Here is a 16,148-nt window from a genome sequence, read left to right as displayed (position 1 = left end):
CACTACGTACGGTAGAGGGCCGACGCCTGTCTTAGAAAGGCAGGCCGGGGATACCGCCGCCGAGACCCTGGGCCAGCGGGCCCAGCTTCTGCTGCTGGAGCGTCTGCGCGTTCTCGTTCGCCGCCTGAACGGCCGCGACGATGAGGTCGGCGAGGGTCTCGGTGTCCTCCGGGTCCACCGCCTTCGGGTCGATCTTGAGGGCGCGCAGTTCGCCGGCGCCGGTGACGGTCGCCTTCACCAGACCGCCGCCGGCCTGGCCGTCGACCTCCGTCCGCGCCAGCTCTTCCTGGGCGTTCGCCAGGTCCTGCTGCATCTTCTGGGCCTGCTGGAGCAGCTGCTGCATATTGGGCTGGCCACCACCGGGGATCACGATCAGCTCCTGTGTCTACGGGGGAGTACGGACGGATCTTCTCGTCTGGCACGAGCCTACGTGGTCCGGTCGGCCATCGCCCCGGCACTCTTTCGAGTGAGTCGAATGTCAGGCCTATACCTGATCAAGGGCCACTTCCGAGCGGAAAAGCGGTGAAAGCAGTCCCTTCGCCACCCATTGGGCGGTAGGAAGGGTCCGGCGCATCAGCACCAGGCGTCACGGTGTCAGTGGCGCCAGTGGTGTCACGCAACGTGATCGGTCGGTATCGGGTCAGGTCAGGTCAGGTAGGGAGTGCCGGGTGGGTCAGCCGGAGATGCAGCCCGAGGGTCCGCCTCAGGACGGGCGGGGCGAGGGCCGCGAGGGCGCCGCCGGGCTGCGGCCGGGCGATCTGACGGGGCGGACGTTCCCGAACGGCGACTGGGGCGAGCCCGCGGAGCGGCTGGACGAGCTGTACCGGTGGGTGGAGCGCGGGGCGCTGGAGACGGCGGCCTGGTATCTCGCGGACCGGGTGTGGAAGCGGCGCGGGGCGCGGGTGCTGCGGGGCGGGGCGGCGGTGGGGGCCGTGTGCGGGGCCGCGCTGCCGCTGCTGGATCTGACCGGGGTGGTGGGCGGGGTGGCGCCGTGGGGGTATCTGGCGCTGCTGCTCGCGGTGGCGTGCGTGGGGGTCGACCGGTTCTTCGGGGTGACGTCCGGGTGGATAAGGGACGTGGCTACGGCGCAGGCTGTGCAGCGGCGGCTTCAGGTGCTCCAGTTCGACTGGGCGTCGGAGAGTGTGCGGGAGGTGCTGGGGCCGACGGAGGGGACCGCGAGTGAGGCGGCCGATCGGTGTCTCGGTGTGCTGCGGAGGTTCTCGGAGGACGTCACGGAGCTGGTGCGGACGGAGACGGCGGACTGGATGGTGGAGTTCCGGACCGGGTCGGCGCCGATGGGGCTTCAGGGGGCGGTGGCCGGGGGTGGGCGGCAGGACGGGAACGTGGTGCAGGGGCGGTTCCCTCTGCCGCCCGGGGGCGGCTCCGCCCGGCCGAACATGCCTCGTCAGCGGCCGCCGGAGCCGAGGTGAGCTGACCGGGGTCTGTGCTGGCCGGGGGTGGGTCGCGCAGCCCGGCGCTATCGGGGTGCCGCCTCTCTTTGGCAGCGGGGCCGCCCTAGGCGGCACTCATGCCCGCAGGCTCAGCGCCCTGAAGTTCTACGACTCCTCGCGGCACAGTCGTTCGCCCTCCGGTGTTGAGCACGGGACGTGGTCGTGGTTGCGGATGATGTTTTCGCCGTTGTTGCGGATGTAGTCGAGGAAGCTGGCGGCGAGGGAGCCGCCGGGTGGGTCGCCGTGGGTGTAGGCGTACTCCACTCCGCGGTACGGGTACGGGTTGGCCTCGTACTCGATGGACTGCACCGAGGCGGGGTGGCCGCTCAGGGGGACCCGCTTGATGTTCTTCTGGCCCCTCGCCTGGTTCAGCTCGCTGTAGCCGATCGCGCCGCGCGTCTCCGCGACCGTGCGCAGCACGTCCTCCGTGGAGTCGAGTTCGCAGCGCGCCGGTGCCGAGCGGTCGGTGCCGGTGTCGCAGTCCAGTGAGGTGCTGGGTACGCCCTCCCACTCGCCGCCGAGCACCTGGTCCTGGAAGACCTGGCGGGTGCCGGAGTCGGCGTCGCGGCTGACCAGGACGACCCGCCAGTGCGGCAGCGAGGGGTCCAGCTCGTCCCAGTAGGCGATCTCCCCGGCGTAGATGCGCTGCACGCTCGTCAGGGACAGGCCGCGCGGGAGGGTGAGGCCGTCGTTGACGACGAGCGCGAAGACGGACAGGGCGACGGGCAGCGGGCGCAGGTCGCCGTCGGCGCGTTTGCCGGGGCCGTCGTGGAAGGCGATCATCGACGACCGCCCGCTCTTCAGGGCGGCGAGTTCACCCACCCCCGCCGAACTGCCGCGTGCCTCCACCTGGATGTCGGAGTCCTCGCAGTCCTTCTCGTACTGCTCCGCCAGATCCTCCACGACGGGCGCGAACGCGGTGGAGCCGGTGATCGTCAGCGCGCCCTGTTCGCAGCCGAGCGGGGGCGGACTGTCGTCCCGTACGACGACGATGGTCGACAGGGTGAGCACGGACGCCGTGAGCATGATGGTGATCCACCGGGCCGCCCGGCTGAACAGCGGCGGCTTGTCGTCCGGGGTCGCACTGCGGTTGGGGTGCACCTCGCCGTCGCGGATGCCGCCGATGAGCCGGATGTCGCAGCCCACCGCGCCGCCCGACAGCAGCACGAGCAGCTTGAAGTGCTCGCCGCGGTTGAGCGGGACGCGCGGAATGCGCAGGGTGTTGCCGCCGACGTCGTAGCCGAAGCCCGCGTGCGGCGTGAAGTGGCTCATCAGGTGGTCGGTGCCGGGCGGCTGGGTGACCGAGACGCCGTGGATGTTGCGGTCGCTGAACTCCACGGTGAGCCCGTGGAGTTCACGGCTGGTGTAGTCCTCGTGGCCGATGCCCTGCGAGCCGTCGTTCTCGATGCGCAGCAGCACCAGGGTGGCCCGGTGCATGCCGGGCGCCTCGTCGAACAGGCCGAGGCGGACGTTGGCACGGCCGGAGCTGACGCCGTCGCCGATCGGGTTGTCCATCTGGACGCGGTAGCCGATGCGTTTACGGCGCGGTACTCGGCGCTCGTACCAGACCATGACCGCCGAGGCCACGATGCCGGCCAGCGCCGTCGACACGGCTATGACGTTCTCTGCGCTCAGCAACTCCATTGGGCGCCCCCGCCACTCCCCGGAGCCGGACAACTGTGCCGGACAAGTGTGCGGTCACCTTACGTTCGACGGAGGGGACATTCCGGTCCCGTCCGCGGAAGTTCGCCGAGCATTCAACTGGCGCACAGAACCCGCGAGTTACTCACTGCCGGGTGTACGTCAGCTTCTCCCCGCTGGTGGTGTTCACCCGCTCCAGGGTGCCGTCCCCGCGCAGCGTGAGCCGGGTGGCCTCGCCCGGGGTGCAGGAGGAGGCCGGTTCGCCGACGGCGACCGTGGACGGGCCGATCTCCAACGGACCGTCGGCGGCGGGCGCTTCGGTCAGCTCGGCCCGGAAGACGCAGTGGTAGTCGGGTCCGTCGGCGACGAGAGAGAGGACGGTGTCGCCCACCTCGCCCTGCTGGAGGGTCAGTTCGCGGGTGTGGTGGCCCGCGTCGTTGTCGAGGGAGCTGGACCAGGTGCCCAGGAAGGCGGACGGGACGGTGCCGTCGTCCGCGGCGGAGGCGGAGTCGGTGGGGGTCGGCGACGCCGAGGTCGGGGTCGGGGTCGGCATCGCGGACGCGCTCGCCGTCGGGGAGGCCGTACTGCCGCCGGTCCCCCGCTCCTCCTCGTCGCCGTTCATCAGGGCGTACACCGACCCGCCCGCCCCGAGGGCGACGACCAGGGCGACCGCGACGAGCAGCGCGGTCGAACGGCCGCTGCGGCGGGGCGGCTGGTCCGGCGGGGCGACGGGGCCGTAGTACGGCATGGTGGGCGGGCCGTACGGCGGGGTCGGGCCGGGCTGCTGCGGCGGCGGATAGCCGTACGCCGGATGCGTGGGCGCGGGCCCGAATCCGCCGGACGGCGCGGACGGCGTCCCCTGCCCCGCGACCATCGTCGGCAGGTGGTCCAGCGGCCCGCCCGCCCCGGGCTGCCCCGGCGCCGGCGGCCCCTGGGCCGGTGCGGGGGCCGCGTCGCCGACCGGAGCGTGCTCCGGGGTCCCCACCGGCGTACCCGCCCCGTCCGGTCCCTCCGTGTCGAGCAACTGCACGGCGTGCCGCCCGAGTTGGGCGACCAGGGCGCTCGGCAGCCACGGGTCCCGGGAGCGGCCGCCGGAGACGGTGTCGCCGGCGCCGGTGCGCTCCAGGATCCGGTCCAGGCCCGGCCGGGCCGCCGGGTCCTTGCGCAGACAGTCGCGTACGAGGTCGGCGATGCCCTCGGGCACCCCCTCCAGGTCGGGCTCCTCCTGGGCGATACGGAACATCAGGGCGTGGACGCCGCTGCTCGCGGTGCCGAACGGCAGCCGGCCGGTCGCGGCGTACGCCAGGACCGAGCCGAGGCAGAAGACGTCGCAGGCGGGCGTGATGCGGTCCCCGCGCACCTGCTCGGGCGCCATGAAGCCGGGCGAGCCGACGAGCGCGCCAGTGTGCGTGAGTCCGCCGTCGGTCACCGTCTCCAGCGCCCGCGCGATCCCGAAGTCGATGACCCGGGGCCCGTCGATGGTGACGAGCACGTTGGAGGGTTTCAGGTCGCGGTGGATGATCCCGGCGGCGTGGATGTCCTGGAGCGCGTGGGCGAGTCCGGCGCCGAGGATCCGTACCGACCGCTCGGGCAGCGCGCCGTGGTCGTGCCCGACGACCTGCTGGAGGCTGGGCCCGGCGACGTACCCGGTGGCCACCCAGGGGACCGGGGCCTCGGTGTCCGCGTCCAGCACGGGCGCGGTCCAGTGGCCGCCGACCCGCCGCGCGGCCTGCACCTCCTGCCGGAACCGTGCGCGGAACTCCTCCTGCGCGGCCAGTTCCTCCCGTACGAGTTTGACCGCGACCGTGCGCCCGCGCTGCGACCGGGCGAGATACACGTGCCCCATCCCGCCGGCCCCGAGCCGCGCGAGCAGCCGGTACGCCCCGATCTGCTGCGGATCCCCGGCTCCCAGCTCTTCCATCCCCAGGCCCTCCCCCCGAAACGCCCTGTGCGACGACCACGATAGTGCGGGCATACGGGGAGGTGAGCGCGGTGCCGTCTACGGTTCCGTAACAGCGGTGGACGTCTGCTCAAGGACTGCGGACAGGCGTTCCAGGATCTTTACGGCGTCGGCGAGTTCGGCCTCGCCGAAGGCGTCCGCGAGCCGGTCGGCGAAGGCGGCGTGGCCGGGGTCGATCCGGGAGACGGCCGCGCGGCCCGCCTCCGTCGGCGCGACGAGCTTGGCGCGGCGGTGGGCGGGGTTGGGCCGGTACTCGGCGAGCCCCCGCTCGACCAGCAGATCGGCGATGCGCTGCACGCTCTGCCGGGTGATGCCCATCGCCCGGGCGATCCCGGACACGGGCAGCGGCTCGCGCAGCACCGCGCCGAGGACCTGCCACCAGGCGGCGGTGAGCCCGGACGGCTTGGCCAACTCCTCGGCCACGGCCAGGAATTGCCCGTTGAGCCGGAAGACCCCGAGCGCACTGCGACTCAACAGATCCTGCCGCTCCCGGCTCACCCGAGCGCCCCCGCCTTCTCCAGTACGGCGTAGGCCTCGGCGTCGGAGTCGTGGAACAGCCGGTACCAGGCGTCCAGCACCTCCCCCTCGTACACCCCGAGCAGCCCGAAGATCTCCCGCGCGAAGGCGACGGGTTCGGTGGGTCCGGCGGTGACGAGCCCTCCGTCGGTGACGGCGTCGGTGTCGGCATAGCGGGGGCCGCCCTGATAGCCCGTGGCGGCGAGGTAGAAGGAGACCGCGCTGGTGTGGTCCCGGTCGTCGAGCAGCCCCTCGCGCGCGAGCCCGGCGGTGGCCCCGCAGATCGCGGCAACCGGGACGCCCGCGTCGAGGAACTCACGGGCCTTGCGGGCGAAGGGCGCGAGCTCGTCGGACGTGTCCCAGAGATCGGCGCCCGGCAGGATCAGCAGCGAGCTGTCCTCGGGGCGTACGTCGTCCAGGGCGAGGTCGGGCTGGACGCGCAGGCCGCCGATGCTGCGGACGGGGTCGGCGGACGGGCCCACCGTGCGGATCTCGTACCCGGCGCGGGCGAGATGGGCGGTGGCGTGCCCCGTCTCCCAGTCGGCGAGGGTGTCGTAGACGGCGAGGTGTACGGGCTTGCGGCTCATGACTGCCTCCTCTGGCCGGTATCTATGACAGCATCCTGTCATTTAGGCAGCATGCTGTCAATGAACGTGCCGGGCGGCGATGCGACAACCTGTCGCGGAAAGCCCCGTCCCACAGACAGGACGCCGATACCGCTTCCGCATCGCGGACATTTACGCTCGGCCGCATGACCCCTCAGCCAAATCCCGAGGTCGGCGCCGCCGTGAAGGCCGCGGACCGTGCGCATGTGTTCCACTCCTGGTCCGCGCAGGAGCTCATCGACCCGCTCGCCGTCGCCGGCGCGGAGGGGTCGTACTTCTGGGACTACGACGGCAAGCGGTACCTCGACTTCACCAGCGGGCTCGTCTACACGAACATCGGCTACCAGCACCCCAAGGTCGTCGCCGCGATCCAGGAGCAGGCCGCGTGGATGACGACCTTCGCGCCCGCGTTCGCCGTCGAGGCGCGGTCGGAAGCAGCCCGGCTGATCGCCGAGCGGACGCCGGGCGACCTGGACAAGATCTTCTTCACCAACGGTGGCGCGGACGCCGTCGAGCACGCCGTACGCATGGCCCGTCTGCACACGGGCCGGGCGAAGGTGCTGTCGGCGTACCGGTCGTACCACGGTGGTACGCAGCAGGCGGTGAACATCACCGGTGACCCGCGCCGCTGGCCGTCGGACAGCGCGTCCGCCGGGGTCGTGCACTTCTGGGCGCCGTACCTGTACCGGTCGCGGTTCTACGCCGAGACCGAGGAGCAGGAGTGCGCCAGGGCGCTGGAGCACCTGGAGACGACGATCGCCTTCGAGGGGCCGGGCACCGTCGCCGCGATCGTCCTGGAGACGATTCCGGGGACCGCGGGGATCATGGTTCCGCCGCCGGGCTACCTCGCGGGCGTGCGGGAGATCTGCGACAAGTACGGGATCGTCTTCATCCTGGACGAGGTCATGGCCGGGTTCGGGCGCACCGGTGAGTGGTTCGCCGCGGATCTGTCCGGTGTGGTGCCGGACCTGATGACCTTCGCGAAGGGCGTGAACTCCGGGTACGTGCCGCTGGGCGGTGTGGCCATCTCGGGGGCGATCGCGGAGACGTTCGGGAAGCGGGCGTACCCGGGCGGTCTGACGTACTCCGGGCATCCGCTGGCCTGCGCCGCCGCCGTCGCGACGATCAACGTCATGGCCGAGGAGGGGGTCGTCGAGAACGCCCGCGACCTCGGAGCCTCCGTCGTGGAGCCCGCGCTGCGCGAGCTTGCCGAGCGGCACCCGTCGGTGGGCGAGGTGCGCGGTGTCGGCATGTTCTGGGCGCTGGACCTGGTGAAGAACCGGGAGACGCGGGAGCCTCTGGTGCCGTACAACGCGGCGGGCGAGGCGAACGCGCCGATGGCCGCGTTTGCGGCTGCCGCGAAGAAGGGCGGTATCTGGCCCTTCGTGAACATGAACCGGACGCATGTCGTGCCGCCGTGCAATGTGAGCGAGGCGGAGCTGAAGGAGGGGCTCGCGGCGCTGGACGCTGCGCTGGCTGTGGCGGACGAATTTACGGAGTAGCAGTACCGGCAGGCCGCGGGTGCGGGCAGCGCCCCAAAGGGGCGCGGGGAACTGCGCGACCAGCCCCCACTGGCCCGCAGGCTCGACCGGCGCCCTAGCGGAGCGCCAAGCGGGTTCCGAAGTCGAACGCGTAAGGTGGCGTGCTCGTAGTAATACGCGTGCATGCCACCCCCGCGATCGAGGAGACGCCCCGACCATGCCCGGCCCCAGCGGCAACGGTGCCGTGACCCGAAGCACCCTGCGGCAGCAGATCGCGGACGCGCTGCGGGACGAGGTGCTGGCCGGCCGGCTGCAGCCGGGGCAGGAGTTCACCGTCAAGGAGATCGCCGAGCAGTACGGCGTCTCCGCGACCCCCGTACGCGAAGCACTCGTCGATCTTTCCGCGCAGGGGCTCCTGGAGGCCGACCAGCACCGCGGCTTCCGGGTGCACGAGTACTCCGCCGCGGACTACCGCGGGATCATCGAGGCCCGCAGCCTGGTGATCGACGGCATGTTCCAGGCGCTGGACGACGGGCACGGCGCACACCAGGAGTCCGGCGACCCTCGTATCGCCGTGGCCCTGGCCGCCGTTCGCCGCCGCGGCGAAGAGGCACAGCGCGCCGCCCTCGCCGGCGACCTCACCGTCCTCATCGGCTACGACCTGCGCTTCTGGCGCGAGCTCGGCGCCCTGTTCGGCAACCCCTACCTCTCCGACTTCCTGCACCGGCTGCGCGTGCAGTCCTGGGTGTGCGCCGTCCAGCATCTCCGCCGTCTCACCGACCTCCGCGGCGAGCTGTGGTCCGGCCACACCGAACTCATCGACGCCCTGTCGCGCCGCGACACCGCGTCCGCCCGCTCGATCATCGCCGCGTACAACTCCCACTCCCTCGCCCTGATCGAGCGACTCGCCCCCTGAGGGATGGGTATGTGACCGGCACGGGACCCGCAAGCGACCCGCACGACGGGGGTCCGCCCGTCCCCCGCACCGACTACTCTGCCCAGACCACTTCGCTACACCGCGCTACGTGAGGGAGCCCCCTTTGGCCTGTGACCTGTGGCTGGTACCGCTCGTCGACGTGTTGTGCCACACCCCCGACAACCCGTTCGCCGAAGAACTCGCGCAATACAACAAGGTGCTCGCCGAGGCCGGGCTGCCGCCGGTGCCGGTGTACCAGTACATGCCGGGCCTGTCCGGCGAGGTCGCCCCGGTGGCCGGCTTCGACTACGACGCCCTGCACTTCCTGCGCCGCGCGTATCTGCTCCAGGTCTGCGGTCTGCCGGTGACCCCGGTCGACGAACTCGGCGGCGACTACGAGCAACTCCTGGAGATGTTCGAGGCGACGGCCCAGCAGTCCCACCTGGTCTGGCACTACGACCACGCGGGCGCCTACGTCCCCGTCGACTTCCCGCACCCCCTCTCCAGCGACGAACTCCTCGCCGGCGGCGGCCCGTTGGGCTCCTCCCAGACGCTGCTGCGGGAACTGGAGTTCGTGGCCCCGACGATCGGCATCGACCCGGCCAACCCCCCGGCGGCCCCGCAACCCCCCGCGGCCCCCACGGACTTGGAAGAGCCGGCCGTACCCGCCCCCTACGACCCCAGCCCCTTCGCCCGCGAACGCCACGTCTGGCTGGGCCTGCACGCGGCGGCGACGCGGAGTCTGGCGCAGGGTTCGATGATCATCTTCAGCTGAAGGGCACCCGGGGGGACGGGCGCCCTTCCCTGCCGGTCGCCGTCAGTTCTGCTCGACGATGCGGATGGTGCGGATGCCGGTGCCGCGGTAGCGCGCCGGTGTCCTGGTCAGGACAGGACGGCCGCGCGGCCACTCGACTGTGGGCAGGGCGAGATGCAGCACATGCGCGCCGCTCCAGTCGGCCTCGTCCTTGCCCTCGTCCGCGGATGCCGCCGTCCGCAGGCGCTTGCCCACGGCTGCCGCCGCCGCGAAGTCGAGCCCTTCGATATGGACGGACGGCAATGCGCCGAGGTGCTCGGCGACCCCCGCGCGCTCGCGCTCGGCCGCGGCGAGACTGACCGCGGGGATGTAGACCCGCAGGGCGGAATCCTTCTCGGCTTCGACGACGAGCCGGGAGGCCATGCTGTTCCCGGCCCCCAGCGCGAGCGCGGCGGTGTCGTCGAAGATCACGGCACGCGGCAGCGGATACCGCTCCGCGCTCTGCTCCCCGCTCACTGGACCTCCCCGATGCGCCCGGCCTCCAGGTCGGCCCACAGCTTCTCGCCGGCCTTCTCGTCCTCCTCGGTGTAAGGCCTGCCGAGGAAGTGCTCCTCGACGTACGCCTTGGTCTCCTCGTACCGCTTGCGCAGCTCTTCCTTGGTGGGCGTGGCCCCGGCCAGCTCCGCCACGAAGTCCCGCATGCTCATGCCGCGCTCGCGGGCGAGCTCCTGGAGGCGGTCACGGACAGCGGGGTCGACCTTGATGGTGGTGTCAGCCATGAGCAAAGTATACCGTCGGTATACCGTCTCCGGGCGTACGAGTGCGATGGTCATCGACACTCCGTTTCTCTCGAAGGACCCGGCCGCACGGACGCGCGGCCGGGAGTCTGTGTGCGCCTACGCAGGCGCCGGCAGCCCTCGCAGCAGCGCCCGCGCCAGTGCGCCGCCGCGTTGGGCGGCCTCGCGGCAGGCGGTCGTGCCGGGTCTGCGCAGTTCGACCCCGACGGTCGTGACCGGCACGGCGGCTACCACCGGGCGTTTGCGGCGCAAGCGGTTCTCGACCAGTGCGCTAGCCGAGTACACGCGCCTCGGCAGCCCGTCCGTCAGCGCCGCCCGCACCTGCGCGCTGCTCGCCCCCGCGTCCCACCACGCCTCCACCAGCGGCGCGAGCCGTAACGCCTCGGCGGCGCCGAGGGTGAGCCTGGGATCGACGCGGCCGAGGGAGCCGAGCAGCCCCGCGGCGAGCGCGGTGCGCTCGCTGGGCGCGGGCGCTGCGCTCGGCGCTGGCGGAGGCGGGGAGGGAGGTTCTTTCTCCCCGGTCTTTTCCCCCGAAGGGGGCGCGCCCGACGGCTCGTCGGCCGACTCGCCGGAGGCCAGGTTTTCGGGTTCCGGGAAATCACCCTTCGGTGGCTCGTCCTCGTACGGAGTGTCGAACACCTCGTAGACGGTGGAGAGTTGACCCGTGTCGCGGCTCTTGTGGACCACGCGCCGCAGATACCGGGAATCCTCCAGCTCATGCAGGGCGGACGCGATCCGGGACCGCCCCTCCTTGCGCTGCTCGGCGAGGGTGCGGATGTCCACGCGGGCCCCGTCGGGGAGGCTCAATAGGTACGTCAGTACGCCTACCGCGCACCAGGAGATGCTCCGGTCGCGGAGAAGAGCGTTGGAGAAGACGGAAAAAGCGCGCGTGGGCGTCGTACGATGGATGCGCATCGGGAGGGTTAGCTCCTGTTGTCGAGCCCCCGGGTGTTCCCGCACCGCGGGGGCGTTTCTTTGTCGTCGTGCTGGCGTGACTCTATGTGCACGCAAAGTAACGAACGCAAGCCGCACTTGGGGTTTTCACTCTCCGGAGTGAAGGGCGGTGCGCAGGAGCAGCGTGTGGACCAGGTGGTCGGGTGCCGTGGGGCGGTAGCGCCAACTCAGCGGCCAGGTCTGGTTGTTGAGGGCTGGGACGGGGATGTACGACACATGCCGCGGGCCCGCCGTGAGCCGCGTGACGCCCGGTGGCCACGGCCGGTGGGCGACGCTGCCGACCGGGACCAGGAAGTAGACCCCTCGACAGCCGGTGGCCGTCTCCACCACGGGTCCGGGGTCGCCGCCGGTCATGCGGGCGAGGCGGTCGGCGACGGACCTTCCCTCGTCGCCGTCGATACGAACGGCGTCGAACTGGACTCCCGCCTTGCGGAGTTCGATGCCGGTACGGGGGATCCAATTCAGGTCACTTTGTGTGCTCACGGGGTTAGTTTCCGCAGGCGGGGCTAGCGTTTCCATAACTCTGCGTCGCCGGTCGAGGGCGGTTGGGAACGGGCGGTGGCCAGTTGTGACCGGTTGAGTTCGGTTGAGTCCGGGGGTGACCGCGATGGCGCGGACCGAGAACAAGTCGGAGGCAGGCGGTACGGCCCACATGGTCGCCGCCCTGGCGAAAGCACTGCGCGAGCAGTCGGGGCTCTCGCAGGAGCAGTTGGGCAAGCGGCTCGGTTTCACGGGGTCCGCGGTGAGCGCGATGGAGACGTGCGCCCAGCCCGCGAGCGATCAGATGCTGGTGAAGCTGGAGGAGGTGATCGGGGGCGGGTTGGGGGTCTTCGAGGAGGCCCGCAGGTGGATGCTGCTGGAGAAGTATCCGAAGCGGTTCCGGGGCTTCGCGGAGATGGAGGCGGGGGCGGTCACGCTCTGCTCGTACCAGACCCTGGTCGTCGATGGCCTGTTTCAGACGGAGGAGTACGCGCGGGCGCTGATCGGTGGCAGTTATCCGCCGGTGTCCGAGCGGAAGCGGGAGGAGCTGGTCGAGGCGCGGATGCTCCGCAAGCGGCTCTTCGGTCGTAACCCGGCCCCGATGATCGAGCTGGTTCTGGAAGAGAGCGTGCTGCGACGGCCGTTCGGCAGCGGGGAGATCCTGCGCGCGCAGTTGTGCTCGCTCGCCGAGGACGCACGGAGGGACAATGTCTGTGTGCAGGTGCTCCCGCTGGACCGCGGGATGCGCGGAACGTACGCGGGCGACCGCGGGCCGATGAAGCTCGTGGAGACCGGCGAGCACCAGCACGTCGTGTACATGGAGATCGAGGACCAGGCATTGCTGGTCGCCGATCCGGCGGAGGTGTCCCAACTGGCCCACCGCTATGCGAAGATCCGCGCACAGGCCCTAAGTCCCGACGACTCGCTGGACCTCATCGAACGGCTGGCAGGAGAGGAACGATGACCGGCACCGAAGCCCTGCGGTGGTTCAAGTCCAGTTACAGCGACGGTGGTGGCGGCGACTGCGTCGAAGTCGCCTACGACTGGCGCAAGTCGTCATACAGCGACGGCGGCGGCGGCAACTGCCTCGAAGTCGCCCCCGACCCTGCCCTCCCCGCCATACACATCCGCGACTCCAAAACCCCCGACGGCCCCATCCTCACCCTCACCGGCGACGCCTGGGCCGCGTTCCTCCACGGCTACGGTGCCGTCACCTGCGTATAGGCGCTGTTCACGATCTTCTGGACCTGCGTGGCGTGCTTCTTCTCGTCGCCGTTCACGCGGAGCCACACCAGGTGGGGACGGCCGTCGTCCGCGGTGTGCAGGGCGAAGAGGGACATCTCGTAGCGCCCGGCCCCCGGTCGGCTCACCGCGTACTCCACGCCCGTCTCCTGATCGATGCGCCAAGACGCCGTCGGCCCACCCGGGCGTCCTTGCATGAAGTTGCGGATCTCCAACGGTGAGCAGCCGTCCTTGTGGCAGGTGCGGTCCGCGATGTCCAACTCCACGCCCTCGGCATCTCTCACCCCGCACCCGCTGGCGTACTCCCTGTCCTCCTGGACGGCCCGGGTGCGATCGCAGTACAGGTCCTTTGGTGTGCGCACGACGATGCTCATCCGGTTGAGGGTCAGGTAGTCCGTGGATTCGCCCTTGCCCCAGACGGCGCCATGGAGGCCTCGCTCCGGCTCCCGGTAGTTGATGGTCGACGGCTTCACCGAGGGCACGTCGGCCGGCGTGCGGCCGGCGGAGCCGATCTTCTCCGGCGGTACCCCGAACCGGCGCAGGGCCTCCTCGGCCAGGGTGCGAGCCACCGCGGTCACCCGGTCGCGGGGGGCGCCTGCCTCGGCGTAGGACACGGTGATGATGAGGTTGCCCACCCGTATGTTGAAGGTGGACTGCAACGCATTGCGCGGTCCGTCAGGATCCACCGACGCGAACCACTCGTCCCCGAGTCCCGGAAGCGGCAACCTGCTGTCCCACCGCATCTCCCACGCCGCCTCCTCGGGGCCGGTGACACCCCAGGACGCGCTCATGGCCGTTGAGCTGACGACGATCCTGCGAGCCGGGCGGGACCGCGATCTCTCGTAGTAGACACAGCCGGACGATGCCGAGTCGGTGTCCCTGACAGGATCGACGATCGCCTCCCTCACCTGGGCGGGAGAAATGAGCGCGCAGGGTGACGCGAGCTCTTGGTACGGGTACGTGAGGTGAGGATCGGCATACAGGAGCAAGCCGGCGGCGGCCAGCCCGAACAGCATTTGATTGGCGACCACTTGACCGCCGAAACCTTCGGGAGCCGCCTCCCGCTGGGCCGGATCCTGGCCGCTGTCGCCGTCCGCGGTGACTCCGTGCGCCTCGGCAAGCCGGTTGCGCAGCTCGATGTGGCGGAAGCGGTACAGCCCTCCGGACTGGCGCAGCACGCCACGGCGGTGTGCGTCGCCCAGGAAGTCCATCACGCGCCAGGGCAGCACGCCGGTGAGGGCGAAGTAGAACCGAGCGACGGCCAGTCGGCCCGCGGCGGACACCGACCATCTGCACAGCAGCCACGCCAGGAGCACGAGAGCGAACGTCCGCAGCCAGGCAGGTCCGCTCATCGCCCGGTGCTCCACCGTGACCTGCCACAGGCACACCAGGAGGAAGACGCTCAGCAGCACCGCCTCGGTCGCCCAGCGCCGGTTGGTCGGTCGCAGGATCGCGAAGAGGCCGAGCACCAGCTGGGTGAGGTGGTCCGTGCGCAGCAGCGCGGCGGGCTCCCGGGCATCGGCCGGATCAGCCGGGCGGCTCAGCATCCCCAGCATGTAGGTGAAGGCCGCCACTGCCAGCACGCCTGCGGTCCACGCCACGGGAATGCCCCAGAGCAGCGACACATCGTCCACCAGGTAATCCACGCCTGCCACGATGCCCAGGCCGGCCAGCGCGGGGGCCCACATGGCTCGCGCCCTCACTCCAAGGCCCCGCCACTCCTCCCGCCCCGGCCAGGACAACCGCTGCGGCGGATACGCGGGCGGCGCGACGGCCCAGTCCAGCAGCGCCGCCACCGACCCCAGCACCAGCACTGCCAGCCACGGCGGCACCGGAACCCAGTCCCGCCACCGGGGATAGTCGAAACTCGTCAACCCCACGGCGACGGCCGCGACGACCACCGCCAGCCCCGTCCCCAGCCACCGCACCGGCCACGGCACCGCGTCCCCCAGCCGCCACCACGCGATGTCCTGCTCTCCCTTGCTCCGCAACTGGGCGGCGAGATACCCCACCCACCGCCGAGCCTGTTCCCCGCTCCACCGCGACCCGCTGCCGTTCTCGTACGTGGCGGTCAGGAACGCCTCGTACAAGTGCCGTTCCACCGCGGCCGGTTCACGGAACCGCTCCTCCTCCAGCAGCTCCCCGGGATCCTCCCGCGTCTCGCTGTAGGCCACCCGGGCAAGGCTCACCATCAGCGGAGTACCCAGCACCGAGCGCAGGGCCACGACCTCGGGGGCCTGGTCGTCCTCGTCCGCCAGCCTCGCCAGTACAGGGCTCCATTTGGTGGTGGTCTCCTCCAGCGGGTCCGTGCGCGGTGCCGTGCGCGGCAGGTATGCCTTCAGGTCGTCGACGTCGAGCGGGCGTAGCTCGACGACCGCCGCGGCGGGCAGCACCGTGTGGGCCTCGGCGACTGCCTCCTCGTACTCCTCGATGCGGCAGGTGAGGACGAGCCGGGCGGGGTCGTTCAGGCTGCGGCGCAGGCTCGCTAGGGCCTTGGGGCGGGTGGGTTCGGGGAGTTCGTCGAAGCCGTCGAGGATCGGGAGGATCCGGCCGGAGGTGATGAGGTCGTGGGCCACCTGCGGGGTGCGCAGGGCGGCCGGGTGCTGGGCGGACAGGCGTCGGCACGCCCAGTGCCAGAGGTCCTCCTCCGTCGGGTTCCAGGAAGCGATCGGGAGGAGGGCGGGGACGGGGTCTTCGGGGGCGCGGTCGCGCAGCAGGGCTCGGGCCAGGTGAAGGACCAACGCCGATTTCCCGGCCCCTGGAGCGCCGAGAACCACCAGCCGACGGCTGGGGACGGTCTCGAAGAAGGGGCCGATTGCGTCGAAGTCGCCGGTCAGGTCCATGGGTTGGCCCGAGGCGGCGGGCTCCGCCCCGACCGGCATCCGGCGGACATTCGCCTCGTGGTCGCTCAGCAGCGGGCTGGCCGCCGTCCACCGTACGGGGATGGGTGCGGGGTCGTGGACATGCAGCTGGTTCTCCTCGCGCGCATACTCCTCGGTGAGGACCGCCGCCATCTCCTGGGCCATGCGCGCGAGTTGTGCCGCTGTAGGCCTGCGCCGCGGGCCCCGTCGTTCTTGCACCCGCAGGACGAGCCACCACACGAGCCCCACAACCAGCACCACGACGCCCACCGGCGGCATCACGAAGGCGACGACCGCCCCCGCCACCGCCACACCCAGCGCCAGCCACCGCCGCGCCGACCGCGCCTCGGCCGAATGCTCCTCGGGCCGTGGGCTGTTGATGTGCAGCGTGCCGACCGAACCCACCTGGACGACCGCCGCCTGATAGGTGCCCCCGGAGATCCTGTTGTCCGTCCGGATGCCCTCGTCGCGCTCCCCCGGCATCGCCGTA

Annotated in this window: 16 protein-coding genes; 6 read left to right on the top strand and 10 right to left on the bottom strand. The window is 71.2% G+C overall.

The window, feature by feature from the left end:
• Positions 1-31 precede the first annotated feature (31 nt).
• Complete coding sequence (locus AB0Q90_RS28415) at positions 32-370, bottom strand: YbaB/EbfC family nucleoid-associated protein (RefSeq protein ID WP_150951737.1); 339 nt, start codon at positions 368-370, stop codon at positions 32-34.
• 298 nt (positions 371-668) lie between these two features.
• Between AB0Q90_RS28415 and AB0Q90_RS28410 the strand changes: the two genes are divergently transcribed.
• Complete coding sequence (locus tag AB0Q90_RS28410; protein WP_363161079.1) at positions 669-1,430, top strand: SLATT domain-containing protein; 762 nt, start codon at positions 669-671, stop codon at positions 1,428-1,430.
• Between the two features lie 126 nt (positions 1,431-1,556).
• Here AB0Q90_RS28410 and AB0Q90_RS28405 read toward each other — a convergent pair whose 3' ends face one another.
• From AB0Q90_RS28405 to AB0Q90_RS28390, 4 genes are all read right to left on the bottom strand, one after another.
• On the bottom strand, positions 1,557-3,095 hold the full coding sequence (locus AB0Q90_RS28405) for a substrate-binding domain-containing protein (RefSeq protein WP_363161080.1): 1,539 nt from the start codon (positions 3,093-3,095) through the stop codon (positions 1,557-1,559).
• Between the two features lie 142 nt (positions 3,096-3,237).
• Complete coding sequence (locus AB0Q90_RS28400; RefSeq protein ID WP_363161081.1) at positions 3,238-5,013, bottom strand: serine/threonine-protein kinase; 1,776 nt, start codon at positions 5,011-5,013, stop codon at positions 3,238-3,240.
• Between the two features lie 78 nt (positions 5,014-5,091).
• Positions 5,092-5,550, bottom strand: coding sequence for a MarR family transcriptional regulator (locus AB0Q90_RS28395; RefSeq protein WP_363161082.1), 459 nt, complete (start codon positions 5,548-5,550; stop codon positions 5,092-5,094).
• The gene (locus AB0Q90_RS28390; RefSeq protein ID WP_363161083.1) at positions 5,547-6,155 is read right to left on the bottom strand and encodes a type 1 glutamine amidotransferase family protein; all 609 of its coding nucleotides are present in this window, start codon (positions 6,153-6,155) and stop codon (positions 5,547-5,549) included. Before AB0Q90_RS28390 ends, AB0Q90_RS28395 begins: the two co-directional genes overlap by 4 nt.
• A 164-nt stretch (positions 6,156-6,319) precedes the next feature.
• Between AB0Q90_RS28390 and AB0Q90_RS28385 the strand changes: the two genes are divergently transcribed.
• The 3 genes from AB0Q90_RS28385 (at position 6,320) to AB0Q90_RS28375 (ending at position 9,345) form a co-directional block, all read left to right on the top strand.
• Complete coding sequence (locus AB0Q90_RS28385; protein ID WP_363161084.1) at positions 6,320-7,675, top strand: aspartate aminotransferase family protein; 1,356 nt, start codon at positions 6,320-6,322, stop codon at positions 7,673-7,675.
• A 196-nt stretch (positions 7,676-7,871) separates the two neighbouring features.
• Entirely contained in the window at positions 7,872-8,570 is a 699-nt protein-coding gene (locus AB0Q90_RS28380; protein WP_363161085.1) for a GntR family transcriptional regulator, read from the top strand.
• A gap of 124 nt (positions 8,571-8,694) precedes the next feature.
• Positions 8,695-9,345: a hypothetical protein gene (locus tag AB0Q90_RS28375; RefSeq protein WP_363161174.1), complete on the top strand. Its 651-nt coding sequence runs from the start codon at positions 8,695-8,697 to the stop codon at positions 9,343-9,345.
• A gap of 42 nt (positions 9,346-9,387) precedes the next feature.
• Here the strand turns inward: AB0Q90_RS28375 and AB0Q90_RS28370 are convergent, their stop codons facing one another.
• The 4 genes from AB0Q90_RS28370 to AB0Q90_RS28355 form a co-directional block, all read right to left on the bottom strand.
• Positions 9,388-9,840 carry a hypothetical protein gene (locus tag AB0Q90_RS28370; protein ID WP_363161086.1) on the bottom strand — a complete coding sequence of 151 codons (453 nt, stop codon included), beginning with the start codon at positions 9,838-9,840 and terminating at the stop codon, positions 9,388-9,390.
• Positions 9,837-10,103, bottom strand: coding sequence for a hypothetical protein (locus AB0Q90_RS28365; protein WP_301982825.1), 267 nt, complete (start codon positions 10,101-10,103; stop codon positions 9,837-9,839). The genes AB0Q90_RS28370 and AB0Q90_RS28365 overlap by 4 nt, the downstream gene beginning before the upstream one ends.
• A 117-nt stretch (positions 10,104-10,220) precedes the next feature.
• Positions 10,221-10,904: a hypothetical protein gene (locus tag AB0Q90_RS28360; protein WP_363161087.1), complete on the bottom strand. Its 684-nt coding sequence runs from the start codon at positions 10,902-10,904 to the stop codon at positions 10,221-10,223.
• A gap of 258 nt (positions 10,905-11,162) precedes the next feature.
• A complete protein-coding gene (locus tag AB0Q90_RS28355) occupies positions 11,163-11,558 on the bottom strand; it encodes a hypothetical protein (RefSeq protein WP_363161088.1) in 396 nt (131 codons plus the stop codon).
• A 124-nt stretch (positions 11,559-11,682) separates the two neighbouring features.
• On the opposite strand from AB0Q90_RS28355, the gene AB0Q90_RS28350 reads away from it, so the two are divergent.
• Positions 11,683-12,519 (top strand): helix-turn-helix transcriptional regulator, encoded by an 837-nt coding sequence (locus tag AB0Q90_RS28350; RefSeq protein WP_363161089.1) that lies wholly within the window; start codon positions 11,683-11,685, stop codon positions 12,517-12,519.
• Positions 12,516-12,779, top strand: coding sequence for a DUF397 domain-containing protein (locus AB0Q90_RS28345; protein WP_363161090.1), 264 nt, complete (start codon positions 12,516-12,518; stop codon positions 12,777-12,779). The genes AB0Q90_RS28350 and AB0Q90_RS28345 overlap by 4 nt, the downstream gene beginning before the upstream one ends.
• On the opposite strand, the gene AB0Q90_RS28340 is transcribed toward AB0Q90_RS28345, so the two are convergent.
• Entirely contained in the window at positions 12,755-16,141 is a 3,387-nt protein-coding gene (locus AB0Q90_RS28340; RefSeq protein ID WP_363161091.1) for an NACHT domain-containing protein, read from the bottom strand. The two genes, AB0Q90_RS28345 and AB0Q90_RS28340, sit on opposite strands and share 25 nt — an antisense overlap.
• Between the last annotated feature and the right edge of the window lie 7 nt (positions 16,142-16,148).

Source organism: Streptomyces sp. NPDC079141, from assembly GCF_040686775.1.
Lineage (GTDB): Bacteria > Actinomycetota > Actinomycetes > Streptomycetales > Streptomycetaceae > Streptomyces.
The sequence above is the reverse complement of the archived record's forward strand: the minus strand, read 5'-3'. Positions and strand labels throughout refer to the sequence as shown.